The organism is Rhodanobacter sp. UC4438_H5 (assembly GCF_052978405.1).
Genome location: NZ_CM129672.1, coordinates 3,186,970 through 3,205,084, shown reverse-complemented (window position 1 = coordinate 3,205,084; position 18,115 = coordinate 3,186,970). Strand labels below are relative to the sequence as shown.

Genomic DNA, 18,115 nt, shown 5'->3' with positions numbered 1-18,115 from the left:
CGCGCTCATCGCAGCAGGTTGGCCGGATCGGCGCGGCGCAGGCTGCGCATCGCGGCCAGCCCGGACACGGCGGCCAGCCCCATCACCAGCACGATGCAGCCCAGCGCCGCCGCCACGTTGAGCACCACCGGCACGTCCTGGCTGCGCGCCAGCAGCATCAGCACGATGCCCAGCACGCTGGCGCCGAGCAGGCCCAGCGCGCCGACCCAGAACGCCTGCTCCAGCACCACCTTGCGCAGCGCGCCGACGCCCACGCCGAGCGCGTTGAGCGTGGCGTACTCGCGCACCGAGCCGTTGACCGCGGCGATCAGGGTCTGGCTGGTGATCACGGTGCCGACCAGGAACACGATGCCGGCCAGGAACAGCACGCCGGCGCCGGCGCCGGTGTCGAACAGCCAGTAGCGCACCGAGCGCTTGGCGAAATCGCGCGCGCTCCAGGCGGTGTACGGGCCGAACGCGGTGGCGCCGCGCAGGCGCGCGGCCACCGCCTCGGCCTGGGTCGGGTCGCGCAGCTTCGCCACCAGGTAGGTCGGGCCGGTGTCGGTGGGATCGTTGTCGAGCTCGCGCGCGGTTTCCAGCGAACACAGCACGTTGACCCCGCCCAGCGCGCGCAGCCCGCTGCCGATGCCCACCACGCGCACCCGGTGGCCGTTGATGGTGGCGCTCTGGCCGACGTCCACGCCGAGCTGGTCCAGCGCGGAGCGGTCGATGACGATGGCATCGGGTTCGGCCAGCCGTGCGCGCAACGCGGGCGGCAGCACCTTCGCGAACATCAGGCCGTCGGCCGCCGGGTCGATGCCGGAGACGAACACCGAGACGCCGCCGGTCTCGCGCGGCCCGCGCCAGTCGCCATCGACCCACAGGTACGGCTCGACCCGCTGCACCTGCGGGTCCATCTGCAGGTGCGAGGCCACGTCCGCGTCGATCGCGCGGCCGAGCCCGACGCTCTGCGTGCCGGGATAACCCACCCAGACCTCGGCCGCCGAACCGGTGACGTACACACTTGTGCTGCCGAAGATGCCCAGCACCAGCGCGATCTGCAGCAGTTGCAGCAGGCCGGCGAAGCCGACCGCCAGCATCGCCGGCAGGAACCGGCGCCATTCGTAGACCAGCGTCTTGCGCGCGAGGGCAACCATCAGCGCGGTGCCGCTGCGCTGGCCGCGACGGTCGGCGCCGTCGTTGCCGCCGGAGGCGGCGCGCCGCCGAGCGCCTTGAACAAGGCCACGTAGGCCAGAGCGCGGGCGGCGCGCGCGTCGTCCAGTTCCAGCGCCGCCTGGGTCGCGGCGATGCGGCCGTCGATCTGCTGCAGCGGGCTGTCCAGGTGCAGCGCGACGCGCTGGCGCAGCACCTGGTCGGCGTGTTGCAACGCCTGCCACGCGGCCTGGTCGTGGCGCTCGCGCTCGCTCTCCTGGTGCAGGCTGCCGAGCGCCGTCTCCACCTCGGCCACGCCCTGCAGCACCGCCTGCCGATAGGCCAGCACGCTGGCCTTGAGCTGGTGCGCGCCGGCGTGGTGCGCCGCCACCCGCATGCCCCAGTCGAACAGCGGGATGCTGATGATCGGGCCGAGCGAGGCGATCGCGTTGGGAGTGGTGGAGAAGCGGTGGTTGTTGTTGATGTCGGTGGCCCACACCAGCGAGCCGCCGATGCCGATGCTGGGGAACATGTCGGCGTGGGCCAGCGCCAGTTCGCCGGCGGCGCGCAGCACGTCGGCCTCGGCGCGGGCGATTTCCGGGCGCGTGCGCAGCAGGTCGGCCGGGGTGGCGCCGAGCCGCCACGCACCCAGCTCGGGTGGCGGTGCGGGCTGCAGCCAGGCCGGATCGGGTTGCTCGCGACCGAGCAGCACGGCCAGCCGCTGGGCGCTGGCGTCGATCGCCTGCCGCGGCGCCGCCAGCGCGGCCTCGGCCTGCGCGCTGGCGGCCGCGGCCTGATCCACCGCGGCGGGCGCGGCCAGTTGCAGGCGCTGGCGTGCCTGCAGCAACTGCCAGGCGCGCGCGCGCTCGGCGGCCACCTGCTGCAGCCCTTGCTCCTGTCGTTGCGCGGTGCGCAGGCCGATCCATTCGCGCACCACCTCGGCGACCAGGCTGACCCGCGCCGCGCGCAGGTCGGCGACGCCGGCGTCCAGCTCGCCCTGCGCCACGCGGCGGCTGCCCTCGGCGCGGCCGAACAGGCCCAGTTCCCAGCTGGCATCGAAGCCGGCGACGAAGAACGAGGCGCTGGCGTCCGGGTCGACCGCGTCGCCGGTGCGTGCGGAAAGGCCGGGCCGGTAGCGATCGGTCGCGTGCCGGCGCAGGATGCGCACCGCGCGCAGGCGCTCGACCGCCTGCGCCACGTCGAGGTTGTCGGCCAGCGCGCGCTCGACCAGCGCATCGAGCGCAGGATCGTGGAACGCATGCCACCAGAGCGCCGGGTCGGTCGCCGCCGCCGGCGCCGAGGCGGTCGCATGCCGCCACTGGGCGGACTGCGGCGGTGCCAGCTTCGGCAGCGGCTCGGCGCAGCCGGCCAATGCGCACAGCAGCAGCGCGCACAGCAGCGGGCGGAGGCGCCTGCACGGGCCGGATGCAGCGGGGTTCAGGCGGGCGAACTCGGCGGGCATGTTCCATGGCGGCGGGCCGCGCAGGACGTGCGCGGGCGCCGGGGCAGAAGTCGGAGCCCCATTGTGGTGTGCGAATCTTTCGCCGGCCTTATCGCCCGCGGCGCCGGCCACGGCGGTGTTCATGGCGGCGCGCCCACCGCGGCGGGCGGCGGCGGAAAGTGCACGGCCACCTGCAGGCCGTGCGGCTCGATGTTGCGGAAGAGCAGCTCGGCACCATGGCGGCCGGCGATGTGCTGCACGATGGCCAGGCCCAGCCCGCTGCCGGGCTCGGCGCTGGCGCCGACGCGAAAGAAGCGTTCGCTCAGCCGCGGCAGCAGGTCCGGCGGCACGCCCGGGCCGTTGTCCTCGACCAGCAGGCTGGCGCCGCCGTCGTCGCGCGCGCGCAGTCGCACGGTGATCTCGCTGCCATGGCCGGCGTAGCGCACCGCGTTGTCGATCAGGTTGTCGAGCAGATCCTGCACGCCGGCGGGTTCGCCGAGCACCCACAACGGCGCCGTGCCGCCCTCGTAGCCGAGGTCGATGCCCGCGCGGATCGCCTCGTGCACGCGCTGGGCGACCATCTCGGGCACCCGCCGGGCCAGGTCGATCAGGCGCTGCTCGCCACCCTCCGGCGGCGCCGCCTGCGCGCGGGTCAGCGCCAGCAGTTGCGAGGCGGTGCGCGCGGCGCGCCGGGTCAACCGCTGGATGTGGGCGAGCGCGTCGGCCTGGTTCGCCGGGCTGGGATCGGCCAGCGCGCGGTCGGCGTGCAGGCTCAGGCCGGCCAGCGGCGTGCGCAGCTGGTGCGCGGCATCGGCGATGAAGCGGTCGTGCAGCGCCAGCATGTCGCGCAGGCGGCCGAACAGCGCGTCGATGGTGCGCGTGAGCGGCTGGATCTCCTGCGGCACGTCCGGGCCGTCGATCGGGGTGAGCTCGCTGGAACGGGCGGCCAGCCGCGCGGTCAGCGGATCGAGCACGCGCAGGCCGCGACGCACGCCGAACCAGACCAGCGACAGCACGCAGGCGATCAGCAGGGTCTGCATCACCACCGCCAGCAACAGGATCTCGCGGGCCTGTTCGCGACGATCGTGCAGCGTCTCGGCCACGGTCACGGTGAGCTGGCCGGCGGCATCGCCCGGCATGTCTTCGCGCACGGTGGCCGCACGCAGCGCGTGGCCGTCCAGGCGGGTGTCGTACAGCGCGGGCACGCCTTCGGCGGGCGGCGTCGGTGGCGCGGCCAGCCGGTCGTCGCCGGCGAGCAGGCCCTGGCTGGAACTGCGCACGCTGAAGTAGCTGCGCCCGTCCGGATCGTATTCGAGCAGGAAGCGCGCCTGCCGCGAGAGCCGGCCGCCCAGCGGGTTGCTTTGCAGCAGCTTGGCGAGGGTGCGCGCATCGTCGGCGAGGTCGCGGTCGTGCACCCGGTTGGCGTAGCCCAGCGCCACGCCGTAGCTCAGCAGCGCATCAAGCAGCAGCAGCGTCGCCATCGGGATCAGCAGGAACACCAGCAGTCGCCGACGCAGGCTGGGGCGCGCGGGCGCGGGGCGTTTCATGCGGCGCCGCCGGCGTCGGCCAGCTCCTCCAGCAGATAGCCCAGGCCGCGGATGGTGCGCACGCCGGTGCCGCTGCCGTCCAGCTTGCGGCGCAGGCGATGGATGGCGATGTCCAGCCCGTTGTCGGTCAGCTCCTGGTCCCAGTCGCACAGCGCCTCGATCAGTTGCGCGCGACTGGTGACGCGATCGGCGCGCAGCGCCAGCGCTTCGAGCAGGCCGAACTCGCGCGCGGTCAACTCCAGCGGCCGGCGATCGACCCAGGCGCGGTGGCCGGGCAGGTCCAGCCGCAGCCGGCCCAGTTGCAGTTCCGGCTTGCCCTGGCTGCTGGCCCGGCGCAGCAAGGCGCGCACGCGCGCCTCGAACTCGCTCAGCGCGAACGGCTTGACCAGGTAGTCGTCGGCGCCGAGGTCGAGCACGCGGATGCGTTCGGCCAGGCCGTCGCGCGCGGTCACCACCAGCACCGGCAGGCCCTTGCCGCGGCGGCGCAGGCGCTGCAGCACCTCGCTGCCATCCAGCCCCGGCAGGCCCAGGTCCAGCACCAGCAGGTCGTAGCCGTGATCGCGCAGCGCGGCGTCCGCCTGGCTGCCGTCCGCCACGTGGTCGACGGCGTGGCCGCCCTGGCGCAGCGAGGCGCGGATGCCCTCGGCGATGGAGGGATCGTCTTCCACCAGCAGGATGCGCATGGAGACTCCGGTACGGGGAGAAAGCGGCAACACGACGCCCGGTTTCCATTCTGGCGCGCAATTCGCCCGGTCGTGCGGCTCGTTGACCACGCCGGCGGCGCGAGGTTCACGCGGATGCGATCTCAGTCCGCCACACGGAAGCGCACGGCGCTGAAGGCGCCGTCCCGGGTCAGCGCGGTGACGGTGTGCGGGCCGGGCCGGTGCAGCACGAGGGATTGTACGGCGGCGCCCACGCTGCTGCCTTGCAGGCGGCCGTCGAGCAGCCATTGCACTTCGCCCTCGGCACCGAGGGCGCGCAGGGTCACGCGCAGCGGCTGGTCGCTGTTCGGCGCGCGGCGCAGGGTGACGCCGCTGGCCAGGCCGGTGATGCGGATCGGCATGGCGCGGTCCAGCGAATCGGGTGCGCAGCCGGGGGCGAGCGGCGGCAGCGCCGCGGCGGCGCGGTCGTCGACGCGGAGCCACGGCGTGGCCAGCGCGGGCCAGCGCGCGAGCTGGATCGTGCGTTCGTGCGCGGCGTGGCAGGCGCCGCTGAGGCGCTGGCCTTTCGCATTGACGCGCAAGCGGAGCAGGCCGGCGGACCACGCGCCGAGATCGCGTTCGGCGAAGGTGGGCGGCAAGGCGTCGTCGAGCACCCAGGCGCTGCGGCGCTGGCGGCACAGGTCGGGCGGGGTGTTCTCCGCCGCGCCGCCCAGCGGCCAGCAGATGTCGCGCCGGCTGACGCTGGTCGGTTGCGCGCGGGCGTGGCCGCCGCGCGAGGGCAGCATGTCGACGATCTGGAACAGCAGCGGCAGCGCGGTCACCGCGCCGTACTGACCAGGCGACGGCGTGCCGTCGGGGCGGCCGATCCACACGCCGACGGTCCAGCGGTCGGTGACGCCGATCGACCAGGCGTCGCGGTAGCCGTAGCTGGTGCCGGTCTTCCACGCCACCGTGGCGTGCCGGTTGATCGCGCCGGCGAGCGGGCCGCCCTCGACGGCGGCCGGGTTGCTGGCGAGGATGTCGCGGATGATCCACGCCGCGCCGGGCGACAGCAGCCGGCGCGGGCGCGCCGGTTGTTCCATGGTGTAGCGCGGCGTGCCGGCGAGGCCGCCGTTGGCGAACGCGGTGTACGCGCCGACCAGGTTTTCCAGTCGGGTGGACGCGCCGCCGAGGATGATCGACAGGTTCGGCTGCGCCCCCGCGGGCAGGCCGAGGTCGACTCCGCCGTTGGCCAGCCGCGCCACGAAGCGGTTCGGCCCGACCCGGTCCAGCACGTCCACCGCCGGCACGTTGAGCGAGCGCTGCAGCGCTTCGGCCGCGCTGACCGGGCCGCTGAACGCTTCATCGAAATTGCCCGGCTTGTAGCCGCCGAAATCCTGCGGCGCGTCGACCAGCAGGCTCTGCGAGTGGATCAGGCCGTCGTCCAGCGCCAGGCCGTACAGGAACGGCTTCAGCGTCGAGCCGGGCGAACGCGGCGCGTTCACCATGTCGATGTAGCCATGCCGCTGCGGATCGGCGAAGTCGCTGGTGCCGACGTAGATGCGCGCCTCCAGCGTCGCGTTGTCGACCACCAGCAGCGCCGCCGACGTGTGTGCCGGCAGGCGCGCGAGATACGCACTGACCCGGTCCTCGGCCGCGCGCTGCAGGTTCGCGTCGATGGTGCTGGCGATGCGTCGCGCCTGCGGTTGCTGCCGGTGCAGGCGTTCGGCCAGCAAGGCCGCGGACAACGGCGCGCGCAGCGAACGCGCCACCACCGGTTCGATCGCCGCGTCGCGCACCTCCGCCGCGCTCCACACGCCGAGGTCGCGCATGCGGCGCAGCACCTTGTCGCGCGCGGCGCGCGCCGCCTCGGGGTGGCGGTCCGGCCGCAGCCGGCTCGGCGATTGCGGCAGTACCGCGAGCAGCGCCGCCTCGGCGTGCGACAGCCGGCTGGCCGGCTTGCCCAGGTAGGCCCACGAGGCCGCCTCGACACCTTCGATCGGACCGCCGAACGGCGCGTGGTTGAGGTACAGGTCGAGGATCTGCGGCTTGCTCAGGTGCACTTCCAGCTGCAGCGCGCGGAAGATCTGCACCAGCTTGCCGCGGAAGCTGTGCGGGATCGGTTCGATGATCCGCGCCACCTGCATGGTCAGCGTCGAACCGCCCGAGACGATGCGGCCATGGCGCAGGCCGCCGGCGAGACCGCGCAGCAGCGCGTAGGGATTCACGCCGGGGTGGCGGTAGAACCAGCGGTCCTCGTAGGTGAGCAATGCCTTGAGATAAAGCGGCGAGACCTGCTTCGCCGTGGTCGGGTAACGCCACACGCCGTCGCTGTCGGCAAACGCGCGCAGCGGCGTGCCGTCGCGCGCAAGCACCACGGTGCTGCCGGTGTCGGGGGCGGGCAGGCGCAACGGGAACAGACGGTCGAGGGCGAAGGCGACGAGCAGGGCGCCGATGAAGACAATCGCGAAGACACGTAGCCCGTGCGTGAGGCGGGATCTTCGGCGGAACGGGTTGGCGTTGGTCATGGTGGGGCCCTTCGACTTCGCTCGCTGACGCGAGCTACGCTCAGGGTGAACGGTCTTCCACACCGTTCGCCCTGAGCGTAGGCCGCAGGCCGAAGTCGAAGGGCATGCCGCGACTCCAATCAGCCTTATCTGTTCCAAGAGCCACCCGGGAGCATCACCCCCCGGGGCGAGCTCCTACGGTTCGACCACGCTGATCTTCGCCGGTTCGACCTTGCCGATGCCGCGCACGGCGGGACGATACATGTCCTCCACCAGCGGCGGCGGCACGGTGTACGTGCCCGGCGTCACCGCGCGCACCAGGTAGAACACGCGGGCCTTGTCGCCACGACTGAGGTTGAGGGCGGCGGCGTAACGGTCGTCGCGGTACTCCTCGTGCACGATCTGCGCGGCGGCGGCGTGCTGGTCCAGTTCGATGCCGTCGATCACCACGCCGGACCACGACTGCGCGCCGCCCAGGTTGAGGTTCTCCACCTCCAGCCCGCCCGGCAGCAGATCGGTGACCAGGGCGTCGGGGACGTTCATGCGCGCCTCGATGCTCAGTTCGACGATCAGCGTGTCGCCTTCCTTCAACTGGCTGCCGCTCCACGGCTTGCCGTCGGTGGTGAAGTAGCTGCGCCGCACGTCGATCTGGCTGTCGTCGGCCGGCGGTGCCTGCCGCGGGATGCCGGCGACGTCGAGCGTGGCGAAGATCGCCGCGTCGCTGGTCGGCTGCACGCTGACCCCGGCGTTGAGCTCGGCCACGCTGAGCGCGCGGCTCCACAGGCGCTGGTCCGGGGCAGATTCGGTCTTGCCGTTCACCGTGAGCGTGGCGGCCAGCGGCGCATTGCTTTTCGCATCGAATGCCGCCGCCACGCGGGCGATCGCCGCCTGCTCCTGCGTGCTCAGGTACGACCACGACCAGCGGTAATCCTTGTCCTGCTGCTGGCGCACCCGCACGTTCGCGGTGGCGTTGCGCGCCCAGTCGACCAGCTTGGCGTCGTAGGCGGGCTTGCTCATGCCGTAGGTGTGGGTGAGCGCGACCATCAGCGCGAGGTCGCGCAGCTCCGAGCCGTAGTCGCCGACGTACCACGGGCGCTCCTTGCTCCACGCGAACGCCTCGTCCACGGCTTTCTGTGCGCGCTCGGTGTCGCCCATCAGCTTCAGCGCGATGCCCAGGTGCACCAGCGGCAGCGGCGCGACCAGCTTCTGCCGTTCGTTGTCGAAGATCGCGCGCAGCGTGCCCAGCGGCGCGCGGTTGACGCGCGCCAGCACGAAGCCGGAGTACGCCTCGTCGGCGATGCGCAGGTGATCGTGCTGCTCGTACTCGTAGTACGGGTGGCCGCCGGCGAGCAGGTCGTCGTTGAGCCGCTGCAGCGCTTTCTGCAGCACGTCCTGCGGTACCGCGAAGCCGGCGTCGCGCGCGTCCAGCATGAAGTCGACCACGTACGGCGTGGTGAAGGTGACGATCGGACTGCTGCCGCCCCAGAAGCTGAAGTGGCCATTGCTGGCCTGGAACGAGGCGATCCGCGACAGCGCGCCGTCCACCGCGGCCTTGCGCACGGCGTCGCTCATCACTTGCGCGCCCAATGCCTTGGCCGTCTGGCCGTCCAGAATCAAAGCGGCGTAGCCCTTGCTGGTGGTCTGCTCGATGCAGCCGTACGGATAGCGCAGCATGTCGCGCAGCGCGGCCGCGTACGGCAACGGCGGCAAGGTGCTCAGGGTGATCCGCGCGTTCACCGTGGCCGGCAGCAGGCCGGCGATCGCGGCGGCGCCGAGGTGCTCGGGCTTGCCCGCCTCCAGCGCCATGGGCGTGGTGCTTACCGTTTCCGGCCAGGCCGGGCGCACCGCAAATTCGAAGTGGCGGTCCACGCTGTAATCGTTGAGCTCGGCGTGGATGTCCACCGTCGCCACCGCGGCGCCCGCGCCGGCGGTGACCGGCATGTGCAGGGTGGTGCCGGCGCCGTCCTTCAGCGACACGCTTTGCGCAGCCTTGTCCACCGTGATCGGGCCGCCGCCCTTGACGCTCACTTTCGCGGTGCCGTCCTTGCCAGACAGGTTCTTCAGATCGAGGCTGATCATCGCCTGGTCGCCGGCCGCCATCACCCGCGGCGTGCTCGGCTCGACCACCAGCGGCGCACGCACGGTGACCGCGCCGTCGGCGTTGCCGTAGCGGCTGTCGGTGTACGCCAGCGCAGCCAGGCGCAGGCTGCCGTTGAAGTCGGGTACGTCGACGTGCAGCGTGGCCCTGCCCTGCGCGTCGAACGCCACCGGGCCGGCGAACAGGTCGACGATCTGTACCTTCGGGTTGAGCCGGGTGGCCTTCGGCAACGCCGCGCCGCTCATGTCGCCGCCGTAGCGCAGCTTCGCCTCGGCGCCGTCCATCGCCTCGATGATGCGGCTGTACAGGTCGTACGCATCCACGCTCAGGGCACGCTTGGCGAACAGCCACGCCCACGCGTCGGGCACCGGGTAGTCGGTGATGTTGAGCACGCCCTGGTCGACCGCGGACAGCGTGACGAAGGCCTGCTGCCCGGCCAGACCGGTGGCCTGCACGCCGACCTCGAGCGGATTGCCCGGACGCATCAGCGCGGGCGCGTCGAGCTTCAGCGGGATGCGCCGGTCGTTGCGGTCCATCGCCACGTACTCGACGCCCATCGCGCGCGCCGGCGTGGTGTGCTCGGCCGCTTCGCCGCCGCGGAACACCAGGGCAGTCACGTAGACGTCGTGGCGTTCCCACTCCTTGGTCACCGGGATCTCGAAGGTGGCACCGGCTTTCGCGTCGATGTTCTTCGTGTAGAGAAGGTGGTCCGATTCCACCAGCAGCACGCCGGGCCCGTCATGCGGCGGCGTCACCGTGACCTTCATGCTGTCGCCGGCGCGGTAGCGCGCCTTGTCCAGCTGCAGCTTGACCTTGTCCGGGCGCGCCTCCTTGCCCAGGTTCTCGTCGTCCCAGCTGTAGCCGGCGAAGAACGGGAACACCGTGGTGAGTTTAGTGGCCGGGTCGTACACCTCGACGCGGTAGCTGCCCCACTGCACCGGGAATTCCACCTGGGCCGACTTGCCGGCGGCGACGTCGACGTCCTTTTCCTCGATCAGCTGCAGGCGCTGGTTCGCATTCGACTGCCAGCCGCCATCGCGCTCGTACAGCCAGTAGAAATCGCGCAGCTCGCGCTGCAGGCGCACTTTCAGGTGGCTGCCTGCGACCAGCGCGCCGTCCGCGTTCGCGCGCACGATCTCGAAACCGACCGGGCTTTCGCTCTCCGCGCCCTGCTTCGGATCGAACAGCGGGCGCACGCCGACCAGCGCGTCGGCCGGCCAGTAGGTGCGCTTGAGCAGCCGCGTCACCGCGCGGCCGCCGCTCTCGTACACGCTGCCGGACAGGGTCACCGCCAGCGGCGCGACCGGTTTCACGTCGTCGGGCAGTGCCACGTCCTGCTCCAGCACGCCTTGCGCGTCGAGCTTCGCATCGACCACGTCGTCGGCGCTCTTCGGCAGCTCGACCAGCGGGTTGCCGAAGAAGGTGTCCTTCATCTTCTCCAGCGGATGCACTTCCGGCGCCACCAGCAGTTTCGCGGTGAAACGGTTGCCGTCGGCCGGCGCACCGTACAGGTAGCTGGAGGCGACCTTCAGCTTCAGCGGTTCGCCCGGCGCCAGCCGCTGCTGCGGGCTGGACAGATCCACCTTGAGCCGCTCGGGCAGGAACTCCTCGACGTGGAACGGGAACGCCTGCACGGTCTCCTTGGCTGAAGGATCGAGGCGGAACTCCAGTTGCCACAACCCGGTCGGCGCGTCGGCCGGGATCGCCTGGCTCAGCTCGAAGTAGTTGAGCTGCTGCGGCTCCAGCCGCTTTTCCACCAGGGTGCGGCCGTCCGGCTGCTTCACCCGCACGAACAGCGACTGCGCCTTCATCGGCTTGCCGTCGTCGTCGCGCAGCAGCGCCGAGGCGCGCAGCGTCTCGCCGGGACGGTACAGGTCGCGGCCGGACCAGGCGTACACCTCGAACGGTGCCTGTTTGCGCCCGCTGATGTCGAAGTTGGACACGTCCAATGCCGGCCGGTTGAACGGCAGCACCGAGACGTCCTTGCCGTGGCGCGCGACCAGCACGTCGGCGGCCTTGATCTTGTACGCGAGCAGCGCGTTGCCGTCGGCGCCGGTCGAGGCCTTGAGCTTGCTGCGCCCGGCCGCGTCGCGGATCTCGATGTCCACCGCATTCACCGGCGTACCGTCGCGCAGCGAGGCCACGTGCAGCAGCACGTTGTCGCGATACACGCGCAGGTGCAGGCCGAGGTCGCTGACGAAGAAGGTGGCGGTGTCGTAGCCGTCCTTGAACGTGCCGCCGGCCTTGACCACCGCCATGTACACGCCGGGCTGGGCCAGCTCCCTGATGTTCTGCACCGGCAGGTAGGTGACGGTGCGCTCGTTCGGCTCGCCGCCCAGGGTGTAGTGGTTGGCGTAGACCGAATCGGCGATCTCGGTGATCGGCATGCGGCTGCGCCGCTCGTCGCCTTCGCCGCAGCTGTTGTAGTAGGCGACGTCGTGGTCGAGTTCGTAGCTGTCGCGGTGGCCGTTGCGCGGGTACGCGCAGAACAGGTCCGACAACGCGTCCTCGCGCACGCGGAAGAACTCCACGTCGGCGTCGTGCACGTTCATCGACACCAGCGGCAGGCCGCGGGTGCCGCGCGCCGGCAGCACGCTGCCGTGCGAGGCGAAGCCGACCGCCGCCGGCAGGTTGCCGGAGTACACGTCGTGCTTCACCGCGTGGCCGAGGGTGCGGCCGTCGGCGGCGAGCAGGCCGGCCTTCAGCTGCACCGCGTAGCGCGTGTTCGCCTGCACGAACGGGAAGTTCAGCGTCTTGCCGTCGTTGTCGAGGCTCCAGCTGCCGCTGACCACTTCGCCGTTCGGGCCGGTCACCGCGATCAGCGTGTCGAACGCCTGCGCCGAGGCCAGCGCGGCGTTGAAGCGCAGGGTCAGCGCGGTGCGCGAGTCGCTGCTGCGGGAGCTGGCCGAAAGCAGGGCGAAGCTGGTTGCGGCCGGCGCCGGCGCCGCCGAGGCGGCCGTGCCCGGCGCACCCTGCAGCGTCGGCGGATGGCCGTCATGGCCGCGCCCGCAGGCGACCAGCAACAGGCCCGACAACAGGACTGGCCATACCCGCGCAAAGCGCGCAAACGATCGTGCGTACATGGTGGTCTCTCCCTGAGATTGGATCGAAGTATCGCCGCCATTCATGGCGGGCCGATGGCACGGATCGGGCACGCGCGTTTTCTCAACGAGGCAACTGCCGACCCAGCCAGTCGCCCAGTTGCATCAGCACCTGGCCGCGGCCCGGTTCGGTTTCGTTGAACAGCTCGTGGTACAGCGAGGCGAAGAAGCGCGTGGTCAGTTGGCCGCTCGATGCCGCCGCCCTGGCGAAGGCACGGCTGCCGGCGGGGTCGACCAGTGCGTCGCTCTCGGCCACCAGCAGCAGGGTGGGCACGGCCAGCTCGGCGGCATCGGCGATGCAGGCGGCGCCTTCGCGGAAGATGAAATCGGCCAGCCGCGGGGTGATCCAGCCGTGGCGCAGCGGATCGGCGCGGTAGTCGGCGGCTACCTGCGGATCGTGCGACAGCTTGCCGGCATCCAGCCCGTTGCGCAGCGGCAGGTTCGGCAGCCAGCGGCCGAGTATCGCGGCCAGCCGGATCATCTGCGGCGATTCGTGAGTGCGCAGGGCCGGCGAGGACAGCACCAGCGCCGGCGGCGCCAGCGCGCCGTCGAGCACGGCGCGTGCGGCCACCAGACCACCCATGCTGTGGCCGAGCAGCAGCGGCTGGTGCGGCGTGGCGCGCGCGTACTCCTGATAGACCGCCGCCAGGTCTGCCAGCAGGTCGTCGCGATGGCGCAGCGCGCCGCGCCGCCCGGGCGACTGCCCGTGGCCACGCTGGTCGTAGCCGCGCACGGCATAGCCGCGCTGGTTGAACCACGCGGCGACGCGATCGTAACGGCCGCTGTGTTCGCCCAGGCCATGCACGAACAGCACGGCCCCGCGCGCCCCCTGTCGCGGCCAGTCGCGCAACAGCAGGCGCTGGCCATCGGCCATGGTCTGCCAGCTGGTGACTCCGGTTTCCTCGCTCCGCGAATCCGATGGCGCCTGCACCGCTTCCTCCCGTTCGATCACCGTCCTGCAGCGCCTCCACGCGATGCGCCGATGGAGCGCGAATACTGACATGCCCGCGCCGACCGCGCACCGCTGCGCGCCGGTTGCGACGGCAGCCGCGGCCCCCATATATGATCGGGTGTCCCACTCCCCGCCACCGCCCCGACCGGTGCCGCCGCGCATGGACTCCCGAATCCTCGAAGCCTTCCACCCGGCGGTCGCCGCCTGGTTCCGCCGCAGCTTCGCCGCACCCACCGCGGCGCAGGCGGCGGCGTGGCCGTCGATCCGCGCCGGCCAGCACACCCTGGTCGCCGCGCCGACCGGCTCCGGCAAGACGCTCACCGCCTTCCTCGCCGCCATCGACGAACTGGTGCGCGAGGGCGTGGCGCACGGCGGCGTGCTGGCCGACGCCACCACGGTGCTCTACGTGTCGCCGCTGAAAGCATTGTCGAACGACATCCATGTCAATCTGGAAGCGCCGCTGGAAGGCATCCGCGCGGAGCTCGAGAAGCTCGGCCTGCCCGACGTGGCGATCCGCACCGCCGTGCGCACCGGCGACACCCCGCAGGTCGAACGCAACCTGCTGCGCAAGCAGCCGCCGCACATCCTGGTGACCACGCCGGAGTCGCTGTACGTGTTGCTCGGCTCGGCCTCGGGCCGTTCCATGCTGGCGGGCGTGCGCACGGTGATCGTCGACGAGATCCACGCCATCGCCGGCAGCAAGCGCGGCTCGCATCTGGCCTTGTCGCTGGAGCGGCTGGCGTCGCTGTGCCAGCGGCGCCTGCTGCGGATCGGCTTGTCGGCGACGCAGAAGCCCATAGAAAAAGTCGCCGACTTTCTGGTCGGCGCTCAGCACTCCCTTCTCCCCGAGGGGGAGAAGGAAGATCCCTGCACCATCATCAACACGGGCCACACCCGCCCGCGCGACCTCGCCATCGAAGTCCCGCCCGTCCCGCTGGAAGCGGTGATGTCGAACGACAGCTGGGAGCTGGTCTACGACCGCCTCGCGCAGCTGGTGCACGCGCACCGCACCACCCTGGTCTTCGTCAACACGCGGCGCATGGCCGAGCGCGCCGCGCGGCACCTGTCCGAACGGCTCGGCAAGGAGCACGTCGCCGCGCATCACGGCAGCCTGGCCAAGGAGCTGCGGCTGGATGCGGAGCAGCGGCTCAAGCGCGGCGAGCTGAAGGTGCTGGTGGCCACCGCGTCGCTGGAGCTGGGCATCGACATCGGCGAAGTCGACCTGGTCTGCCAGCTCGGCTCGCCGCGCTCGATCGCCGCGTTCCTGCAGCGCGCCGGCCGTTCCGGCCACAGCATCGACGGCACGCCGAAGGCGCGGCTGTTCCCGGCGACGCGCGACGACCTGATCGAATGCACCGCCCTGCTCGACTGCGTGCGCCGCGGCGAACTCGACGCGCTGGTGATGCCGCCGCAGCCGCTGGACGTGCTGGCGCAGCAGATCGTCGCCGAGGTCGCCTGCGCCGAGTGGGACGAGGACGCGCTGTACGCGCTGGTGCGCCGCGCGTACCCGTACCGCGATCTCGCCCGAGCCGATTTCGACGCAGTTGTGCGCATGCTGGCCGAAGGCTTCACCACCCGCCAGGGCCCGCGCGCGGCGTACATCCATCGCGACGCGGTGAACCGCCAGCTGCGCCCGCGGCGCAGCGCGCGGCTCACCGCGCTGACCTCCGGCGGCACCATTCCCGACACCGCCGACTACAAGGTGGTGCTGGAACCGCAGGCGATCATCGTCGGCACGGTGAACGAGGATTTCGCGGTCGAGAGCATGGCCGGCGACATCTTCCAGCTCGGCAACGCCAGCTACCGCATCCAGCGCGTCGAGCGCGACCGGCTGCGTGTGGAGGACGCGCACGGCGCGCCGCCGAGCATTCCGTTCTGGCTGGGCGAGGCACCGGGGCGCAGCGACGAGCTGTCGTTCGGCGTGTCGCGTCTGCGCGAGGAGATTTCCGCACAACTCGATGTCGGCGGTCTTTCCGCCGCCGTCGCGTGGCTGCGTAATCAACTCGGCCTCGACGAGGCCGCCGCGCAGCAGCTGGCCGACTATCTTTCCCGCGCGAAAGCCGCGCTCGGCGTGCTGCCCAGCCAGCACACGCTGGTGCTGGAACGTTTCTTCGACGAGTCCGGCGGCACCCAGTTGGTGATCCACACGCCGTGGGGCAGCCGCATCAACCGCGCCTGGGGGCTGGCGCTGCGCAAGCGCTTCTGCCGCCAGTTCAACTTCGAGCTGCAGGCGGCGGCGACCGAGGACGCGATCGTACTGTCACTTTCCACCAGCCACAGTTTTCCGCTGGAGGAGGTGGCGCACTACCTGCACTCGGCCACCGCCGAGCACGTGCTGGTGCAGGCCCTGCTCGACGCGCCGCTGTTCCCCGCGCGCTGGCGCTGGAATGCGGTGACCGCGCTGGCGCTGCCGCGCTTCACCGGTGGCAAGAAAACCCCGCCGCCGCTGCAGCGGATGAAGAGCGAGGACCTGCTCGCCGCGGTGTTCCCCGATCAGGTCGCCTGCCTGGAAAACATCGTGGGCGAGCGCGAGGTGCCGGATCACCCGCTGGTCAACCAGACCCTGCACGACTGCCTGCGCGAGGCGATGGACGTGGACGGCCTGCTGGCGATCCTGCGCCAGCTGGAGGCCGGCGAGATCGCCATCGTCGCACGCGACCTCACCGCACCCAGCCCGCTCGCCGCCGAGGTGTTGAACGCGGCACCGTACGCCTTCCTCGACGACGCGCCGCTGGAGGAGCGCCGCACCCAGGCCGTGCAGACGCGCCGCTGGAACGACGCCGACAGCGCAGACGATCTGGGCCGGCTCGATCCCGAGGCGATCGCCGCCGTACGCGAGGAAGCCTGGCCGCAGGTGCGCGACGCCGACGAGATGCACGAGGCGCTGACCTTGCTGGGTTTCGTCACCGCCGATGAAGTCGCCGCCAACCCCGACTGGAACGAGCGACTGCAGGCGCTGGCGAAGGCGAAGCGCGCCACCCGGCTCGGCGATGTGTGGACGTCTGCCGAACAACTTCCGCTGTGGCAGGCGCTGCATCCTGCGGCATCGATGCAACCGCCGATCGCCGCACCCGCCGAATACGCCGCGCAGCCCTGGACGCGCGAGGACGCGCTGCTGGAACTCGTGCGCCACCGCCTCGGCGGACTCGGCCCGGTCACCGTGAACGGATTGGCGCAATCCCTCCACGTCGAGACCGGCGAAGTCGAGCAGGCGCTGCTGCGGCTGCAGTCCGAAGGCTACGTAATGCAGGGCCGCTTCACCGCCGACGCCGGTGACACCGAATGGTGCGAGCGCCATCTGCTGGCACGCATCCACCGTTACACCATCGGCCGGCTGCGCCGCGAGATCGAGCCGGTCAGCCGGCGCGCGCTGATGCGCTTCCTGTTCGACTGGCAGCACGTGTCGGCGGCCACCCGCTTGAACGGCCCCGATGCGCTGGTCGCCACGCTGGCACAGCTGGAAGGTTACGAGGCCGCGGCCGGCGCGTGGGAAGCGGAGATCCTGCCAGCGCGCGTGGGCGATTACTCGATCAGCTGGCTGGACGAGCTGTGCCGTTCCGGCCGCATCGCCTGGAGCCGGCTGCGCAGCGGCGGCGGCGGTGGTGGCGGGCCGGTGCGCAGTACGCCGATCGTGCTGCTGCCCCGCCGGGAGATGGCCGTCTGGACGGCCGTCGCCGCGGGCGAGCCGCAGGACATCCTGCTGTCGTCGCGCGCCCAGGCCGTGGCCGAGGCGTTGCGCGAGCATGGTGCGCTGTTCTTCGACGAGTTGCTGGTTGACACCCGCCTGTTGCGGCCGGAGCTGGAAGACGCGCTGGGCGAGCTGGTGGCCGCCGGCCGGATCAGCGCGGACAGCTTCGCCGGTCTGCGCGCCCTGCTGCTGCCGGCGGCGAAACGCGACGGCACACGGCACCGGCGCATGCGCCGGCACGCATTTGGCGGGATCGAGGATGCGGGGCGCTGGGCACTGGCGCGCGGCCCGGCCACGGACGCCAAGGCCGGGCCCGAGGCGATTGAACATATTGCGCATACCCTGCTGCGCCGCTACGGCGTGGTGTTCTGGAAGCTGCTGGAGCGCGAGGCGCCGTGGCTGCCGTCGTGGCGCGAGCTGCTGCGCGTGTACCACCGGCTGGAGGCGCGCGGTGAAATCCGCGGCGGCCGTTTCGTCGAAGGCCTGGTCGGCGAGCAGTTTGCCTTGCCCGAGGCCATCGCGCCGCTGCGCGCAGTGCGCCAGCGCGCGGACGACGACGAGCTGGTCTGCGTCAGCGGCAGCGATCCGCTGAACCTGGTCGGCACCGTGCTGGTCGGCGACAAGGTGCCGGCACTGGCCGGCTCGCGCGTGCTGTACCGCGACGGCATGCCGATCGCCGCGCTGGTCGGCGGCAAGCCGGTGGCGCTGATCGAGCTGTCCGCCGCCGAATGGCAACGCGCGCGTGCGGTATTGCTGCGCCACCCGTCGGCACCGGATGCCACGGTACGGCAGGCATCCTGATGGGCTGCCTGCCGGTGCTGCTGCTGTTTCCGCTGGGCGCGGGCGTGGGCTACCTGGTCGGTGGCGACGTCGGTGCGTTGTGGGGCGCCGGCCTCGGCGTGGTGCTGGGCCTGCTGCTGATGGGCCTGCTGATCCGCGCCATGCGCCAACGCCGGTGAACCGGTAGGGCGGGCACCGCCCGCCGCTTTCGGCGAAAAGCCCGGCGGGC

9 protein-coding genes are annotated in these 18,115 nt (G+C 71.7%); 2 read left to right on the top strand and 7 right to left on the bottom strand.

Features of this window, described 5'->3' with window-relative positions:
* Nucleotides 1-5 precede the first annotated feature (5 nt).
* From ACVCL9_RS14625 to ACVCL9_RS14595, 7 genes are all read right to left on the bottom strand, one after another.
* Complete coding sequence (locus ACVCL9_RS14625) at nucleotides 6-1,136, bottom strand: ABC transporter permease (protein WP_447097573.1); 1,131 nt, start codon at nucleotides 1,134-1,136, stop codon at nucleotides 6-8.
* Nucleotides 1,136-2,593: a TolC family protein gene (locus tag ACVCL9_RS14620; protein ID WP_447097574.1), complete on the bottom strand. Its 1,458-nt coding sequence runs from the start codon at nucleotides 2,591-2,593 to the stop codon at nucleotides 1,136-1,138. The genes ACVCL9_RS14625 and ACVCL9_RS14620 overlap by 1 nt, the downstream gene beginning before the upstream one ends.
* A gap of 119 nt (nucleotides 2,594-2,712) precedes the next feature.
* Nucleotides 2,713-4,119, bottom strand: coding sequence for a sensor histidine kinase N-terminal domain-containing protein (locus tag ACVCL9_RS14615; protein ID WP_447097575.1), 1,407 nt, complete (start codon nucleotides 4,117-4,119; stop codon nucleotides 2,713-2,715).
* Nucleotides 4,116-4,802: a response regulator gene (locus ACVCL9_RS14610; RefSeq protein ID WP_395120916.1), complete on the bottom strand. Its 687-nt coding sequence runs from the start codon at nucleotides 4,800-4,802 to the stop codon at nucleotides 4,116-4,118. Before ACVCL9_RS14610 ends, ACVCL9_RS14615 begins: the two co-directional genes overlap by 4 nt.
* A 122-nt stretch (nucleotides 4,803-4,924) precedes the next feature.
* On the bottom strand, nucleotides 4,925-7,288 hold the full coding sequence (gene pbpC / locus ACVCL9_RS14605) for a penicillin-binding protein 1C (protein ID WP_447097576.1): 2,364 nt from the start codon (nucleotides 7,286-7,288) through the stop codon (nucleotides 4,925-4,927).
* 174 nt (nucleotides 7,289-7,462) lie between these two features.
* The gene (locus tag ACVCL9_RS14600) at nucleotides 7,463-12,448 is read right to left on the bottom strand and encodes an alpha-2-macroglobulin family protein (protein ID WP_447097577.1); all 4,986 of its coding nucleotides are present in this window, start codon (nucleotides 12,446-12,448) and stop codon (nucleotides 7,463-7,465) included.
* 82 nt (nucleotides 12,449-12,530) lie between these two features.
* A complete protein-coding gene (locus ACVCL9_RS14595; RefSeq protein WP_395121310.1) occupies nucleotides 12,531-13,340 on the bottom strand; it encodes an alpha/beta hydrolase in 810 nt (269 codons plus the stop codon).
* 238 nt (nucleotides 13,341-13,578) lie between these two features.
* Between ACVCL9_RS14595 and ACVCL9_RS14590 the strand changes: the two genes are divergently transcribed.
* Nucleotides 13,579-17,907 (top strand): DEAD/DEAH box helicase, encoded by a 4,329-nt coding sequence (locus tag ACVCL9_RS14590; RefSeq protein ID WP_447097578.1) that lies wholly within the window; start codon nucleotides 13,579-13,581, stop codon nucleotides 17,905-17,907.
* Nucleotides 17,907-18,065, top strand: coding sequence for a hypothetical protein (locus ACVCL9_RS14585; protein ID WP_447097579.1), 159 nt, complete (start codon nucleotides 17,907-17,909; stop codon nucleotides 18,063-18,065). The genes ACVCL9_RS14590 and ACVCL9_RS14585 overlap by 1 nt, the downstream gene beginning before the upstream one ends.
* The last annotated feature ends 50 nt before the right edge of the window (nucleotides 18,066-18,115 follow it).